This is a genomic window from Xenorhabdus sp. PR6a (assembly GCF_028599065.1).
Taxonomy (GTDB): domain Bacteria; phylum Pseudomonadota; class Gammaproteobacteria; order Enterobacterales; family Enterobacteriaceae; genus Xenorhabdus; species Xenorhabdus doucetiae.
This window is the reverse complement of record NZ_JAQRFJ010000115.1, coordinates 1-3960: the sequence shown is the minus strand read 5'-3', so window position 1 is coordinate 3960 and position 3960 is coordinate 1. Positions and strand designations below refer to the sequence as shown.

Annotated in this window: 8 protein-coding genes and 1 pseudogene; 4 read left to right on the top strand and 5 right to left on the bottom strand. The window is 41.0% G+C overall.

Features of this window, described 5'->3' with window-relative positions; all coding sequences use genetic code 11:
- Positions 1–48 precede the first annotated feature (48 nt).
- Positions 49–318: a type II toxin-antitoxin system Phd/YefM family antitoxin gene (locus PSI15_RS17260; protein ID WP_273583337.1), complete on the top strand. Its 270-nt coding sequence runs from the start codon at positions 49–51 to the stop codon at positions 316–318.
- Here PSI15_RS17260 and PSI15_RS17255 read toward each other — a convergent pair.
- The 4 genes and pseudogenes from PSI15_RS17255 to PSI15_RS17240 form a co-directional block, all read right to left on the bottom strand.
- On the bottom strand, positions 315–638 hold the full coding sequence (locus tag PSI15_RS17255) for a helix-turn-helix domain-containing protein (protein WP_273584597.1): 324 nt from the start codon (positions 636–638) through the stop codon (positions 315–317). The genes PSI15_RS17260 and PSI15_RS17255 overlap by 4 nt on opposite strands.
- Positions 639–640: 2 nt before the next feature.
- Positions 641–784: pseudogene (locus PSI15_RS17250) on the bottom strand (type II toxin-antitoxin system RelE/ParE family toxin); the annotation flags it as partial.
- 75 nt (positions 785–859) lie between these two features.
- On the bottom strand, positions 860–1354 hold the full coding sequence (locus PSI15_RS17245) for a GNAT family N-acetyltransferase (protein ID WP_273584596.1): 495 nt from the start codon (positions 1352–1354) through the stop codon (positions 860–862).
- Positions 1351–1626, bottom strand: a complete 276-nt coding sequence (locus PSI15_RS17240) for a type II toxin-antitoxin system TacA family antitoxin (RefSeq protein WP_273584595.1) — start codon at positions 1624–1626, stop codon at positions 1351–1353. Before PSI15_RS17240 ends, PSI15_RS17245 begins: the two co-directional genes overlap by 4 nt.
- 741 nt (positions 1627–2367) lie before the next feature.
- Between PSI15_RS17240 and PSI15_RS17235 the strand changes: the two genes are divergently transcribed.
- Together PSI15_RS17235 and PSI15_RS17230 are read left to right on the top strand one after the other, a co-directional pair.
- Positions 2368–2613 (top strand): AbrB/MazE/SpoVT family DNA-binding domain-containing protein, encoded by a 246-nt coding sequence (locus tag PSI15_RS17235; protein WP_273584594.1) that lies wholly within the window; start codon positions 2368–2370, stop codon positions 2611–2613.
- Positions 2610–2966 (top strand): type II toxin-antitoxin system PemK/MazF family toxin, encoded by a 357-nt coding sequence (locus tag PSI15_RS17230; RefSeq protein WP_273584593.1) that lies wholly within the window; start codon positions 2610–2612, stop codon positions 2964–2966. The genes PSI15_RS17235 and PSI15_RS17230 overlap by 4 nt, the downstream gene beginning before the upstream one ends.
- A gap of 96 nt (positions 2967–3062) precedes the next feature.
- Here PSI15_RS17230 and PSI15_RS17225 read toward each other — a convergent pair whose 3' ends face one another.
- A complete protein-coding gene (locus tag PSI15_RS17225; protein ID WP_273584592.1) occupies positions 3063–3449 on the bottom strand; it encodes a hypothetical protein in 387 nt (128 codons plus the stop codon).
- Between the two features lie 280 nt (positions 3450–3729).
- Between PSI15_RS17225 and PSI15_RS17220 the strand changes: the two genes are divergently transcribed.
- A partial coding sequence (locus PSI15_RS17220; RefSeq protein WP_273584591.1) for a hypothetical protein occupies positions 3730–3960 on the top strand: 231 nt, incomplete at its 3' end.

Genomic DNA, 3960 nt, shown 5'->3' with positions numbered 1-3960 from the left:
TTCCGCTATATCATAGCTATTCGAGCCATTTTAGACGGTAGGTGATGTATGGAAGTTATTCCCGCACAACTAGCTAAGAATCAATTTGGTGATCTGTTGATGAAAGTTCAGCGTGAGCCAGTGGAAATTAGTAAGCATGGTAAGCGTGTGGCCGTGGTTATCTCTCCTGAAGAGTATGACCAGTTCGCACAGCTCAAGTTACAGAGTTTAAAAGCCGTTTTGGCTGAATCTATTGCACAGGCTGATCGTGGTGAATTGCATAGCATTGATGATGTGTTTGCGCCGCTAACGATTGATGAACTTGAGGGTAAGGCTTAGGGATGAGCGGATCTTCTGAATAATAGATGAAATGCCACACGCTTACCGCTTGGAAGTTTCACATCAATACTTAATTCCCCTCCCAAGGCGGCCACATAGCGTTTAAGTGTTGAGAGGCGCGGATCATGATCAGCATTTTCCATTCGAGCAATGGAAGGTTGTTGAACCCCCATAACAGCAGCAAGCTCCGCTTGTGACATGTCTAATTCATCACGTAACTGACTAAGAGCCAATTTGATGCTCGCTTGTTCAACTCGCTTTTCAACACGTGCTTGCATTTCGAGGCTTTCTTTTGCTAACAATTCTCTGTAATTAGCCATAATTATTTCTCCAAATTGTCCAAGTGACGGCGGTACTCAAAATCAGCTTGTCGGATCATTTCCTTGTAGAACCGTTTTTCATTTATCCCAGTTTTATTGCCTGCACATAAAACGATTGCACGTCGTTTAGGATCAAATGCAAAAAAGCAACATAATTACCTGCCGATAGAAAAGTAAAGACGATTTTAGCGGCAACTAATTTGAAAAATAGCTCATCTTTTTCAAATGGACTTCAGCGGAAGGAATAATCTGTTTTTTCCTGTGGTAAGGGGGATAAATCCATATTGTTCATAGAACTTTTGTGCTCCCTCAATAGCATCAACTATCATTGCATAAATCGCAATGTCGGTAATAGCCAGTGTGCGTTTAATGGCGTCTGCCAGTAACATTCTCCCCACTCCCCCCTGTTGTGTCGTCTGATTAACAGCTAATCTACCCAATAATGCTGCTGGGACAGCTCTTCGGGGTAATTTCTTAGCGAGAGATGGCGGTAGTTCACTAAACTCAACTGATAAAGCCGAAAGCGTGTAATAGCCTATGATTTTATTTGGTTCTGTAACATTAGTAGCGACAAATACTCGACTTATTCTACGAGTCACATCTTGTTTGGCTTGTTTTCGAATATATTCATCTAATAAAGGAACACCGCAATGAAAACTGGCCCTGTCATGGTTGTTGCCTAGTGCCGATATAATAAGAGTTGAACTATCGGTCATTTATTGGTAACTCTTTGACTATGTTCCGACAAAGCGGCGGTCAGTTTATTATTGAAATCGATTGGGTTATCTAAGGCATTAAAAAATACCTCTGAATCTTGATGATTTAAACGCATCACTTCGTGCTCGTGAATAGTTTTTTCAGCTTGTGCCAACGCACAAGCCAAAATGAAATGACTTATGGTTTTACCTTCAAAACTTGCCGCCCGTTCAATGGCCTGCTTAGCTTGAGACTGTAAGCGAAGATTGATTCTTTCTGTTACTGTGCTCATGATTAATGTCCCCCATTTGTAAATTGATTTCTTTATTGTACGTCAAAATGGTGCCTTGTTCAAATTCCTTGTTTTTGTTGGGGGTAGGGAGTTAAAAATTGGTGTAGCTCAAGGCAAGAAGCGGTATTTTAACCAATTTTGTTTTTTTGGCCGAAGAAGTCTAATGACCTTATGGTGGCATAGAATTACGGAGCTTCCCGCACTTCTGGCTTTACAGCCTTTAAATACCAACCATAAGAATCTGTCTTAAAATACGGGCGGCAAATATGCAGAACCTCATTTGGGAGAGGTCATGCCCGGCATCCATGCAGCCTGAAACGAAAAATCGTGGTGTGTGGTAGTTGATTCACACCGGCTTGAAGCATGGGTAGTTATTAGATCGCTGCCACCTTCTCCTGCTTTATCCTCGGTCAAAAGTCATTAGCCCGTAAGTTTCCGCATTTGTCACTGGTCTTGAGCGCAGTTTGTTTGTTGTCAGGGGAGGATGCGCTAACACCTAACCATCGTCACCATTTACTGAATAATTTGCGGTAATTATGCAGTCATTGGATGAGTACCAGCGCGGTGAATGATAGATATATAAATGTGTGTGATCAATAAATAAATGCGTATATAAATGTGTGTGATCAATAAATAAATACGTATATAAAGGTGGCTGATTATAATTGCTACAATACTCTTGTTCACCTAGAAAAAGAAGTTATACTATGTTTATACGTTAAGCGTTATTGGAGGTATATTATGAGTGTAGCGATCAGAAAATGGGGAAACAGTCAGGGTATTATCATACCAACTGCTGTTCTCAAGCAGCTCGGCGTAGAGGCGGGTCATAAGCTGGATCTATCTATTGAAAACGGCAACTTAGTTTTGTCACCCAAGAAGAATAAACGTGTATTTTCAGAGAGCTACCTGCTGAAAAATATGGATTCTTATAATGCCCATTCGGATGAGTTGGCACTGATAGAGGGAATGGAAATAGGCGAATGAATAAAACTTACATACCAAGAAGAAACGATATAATTTGGCTGGACTTTGAACCAACAAAGGGAAAAGAAATCGGCAAGTATCGGCCGGCGTTGGTTCTGTCTAGTATTGAATACAGCAAGAAAACAGGACTTGTTATTTGCTGCCCTATCAGTACCAGTATTAGAGGAGGAATAACGGAAGTATCTGTGAATAACCTTGATACGCCGAGTGTTGTGGCTGCAAGCCTAATCCAGACTTTATCATGGAAAGATCGCAGTGTTAAGTTTGAAACTGAGGCGGAAGATGGCGTGTTTGATGAAGTTTTAGCAAGAATAATCCCGTTAATAGGTGCTGAAACTTTCTTTGATGATTAAATTTTTAAATAGGTAATCAAATACCTATTGAATTTATTAGTTTGTTGTTGCATATTGTCCTCGTCATGGGATGACGCACATTGGCGGAAGCCGTTATTACTCAGGATGAGTAAAAAATCGGGGTAGTGGAGTTGGGTTTCCTGACTCCCTCCTCACCGTCCGTGAAACAGGTTTACGAGACATTGCCAACTCCCAAAAAGCCCACCTACTACTGTGGGCTTTTCCATTACAGGTGATAATATGTTTAACAAGATTTTTAGCTGGTTTTTCGGCAACAAAGATGAAGTTTGATATCTCAGAGGCGACCAGTACGAGATTGAAAGCGCCAAACACGTTGTCGTTATTCATATGAAAAATGGCACGGTGGCTGTTCAGTCTGATGATAAAATGAAGATCAGAAAAAACGGACACCTTGTTTCTATCAATTCCTGCGGTGCTTCGTCCGTAATACTCGGAAAAAAATCTCTTTCCTTTAGTAATCATGACAGCTCTCTTCAACCGTCAAAAAACTCTAATTACCATTCTGATTCAAGAGATCCCCTTATTGATTCTTTTATGATGCACTCATTGGTAGCGAATCACAGTATAGCGTCATTAACCCCGGCTCATAGTAAGTCGTCCCAAGATAGTTACAGTTGTGATAGCTATTCGGGTGGTGATTCTGGCAGTGGTGGCTGCGACTGACATAAATCGTAAGTTGGTATAAGTATGATGTAACACATTGAATGGCATTACCTGAACGATCAGAACAACAGGAGGAATAATGAATACTGGAATCGTGTTAACCGTCTTTGTCGTCATAGGGGTTATGTACACAACAAAGGTCGTTGTTGGGTTTATATTTGCTTTTATAACTAAGGTGACAAAGGGAAAGTCTATTTATCGGCAGTGTTATGAGCAGACAGCCTGTGAGCTTGCACGTTGGGGCGAACGTAGCCACAAAGACAGAGTAATACAAATCTCTGTCTTTTTTGAGAACGATTACCGTCAGGAG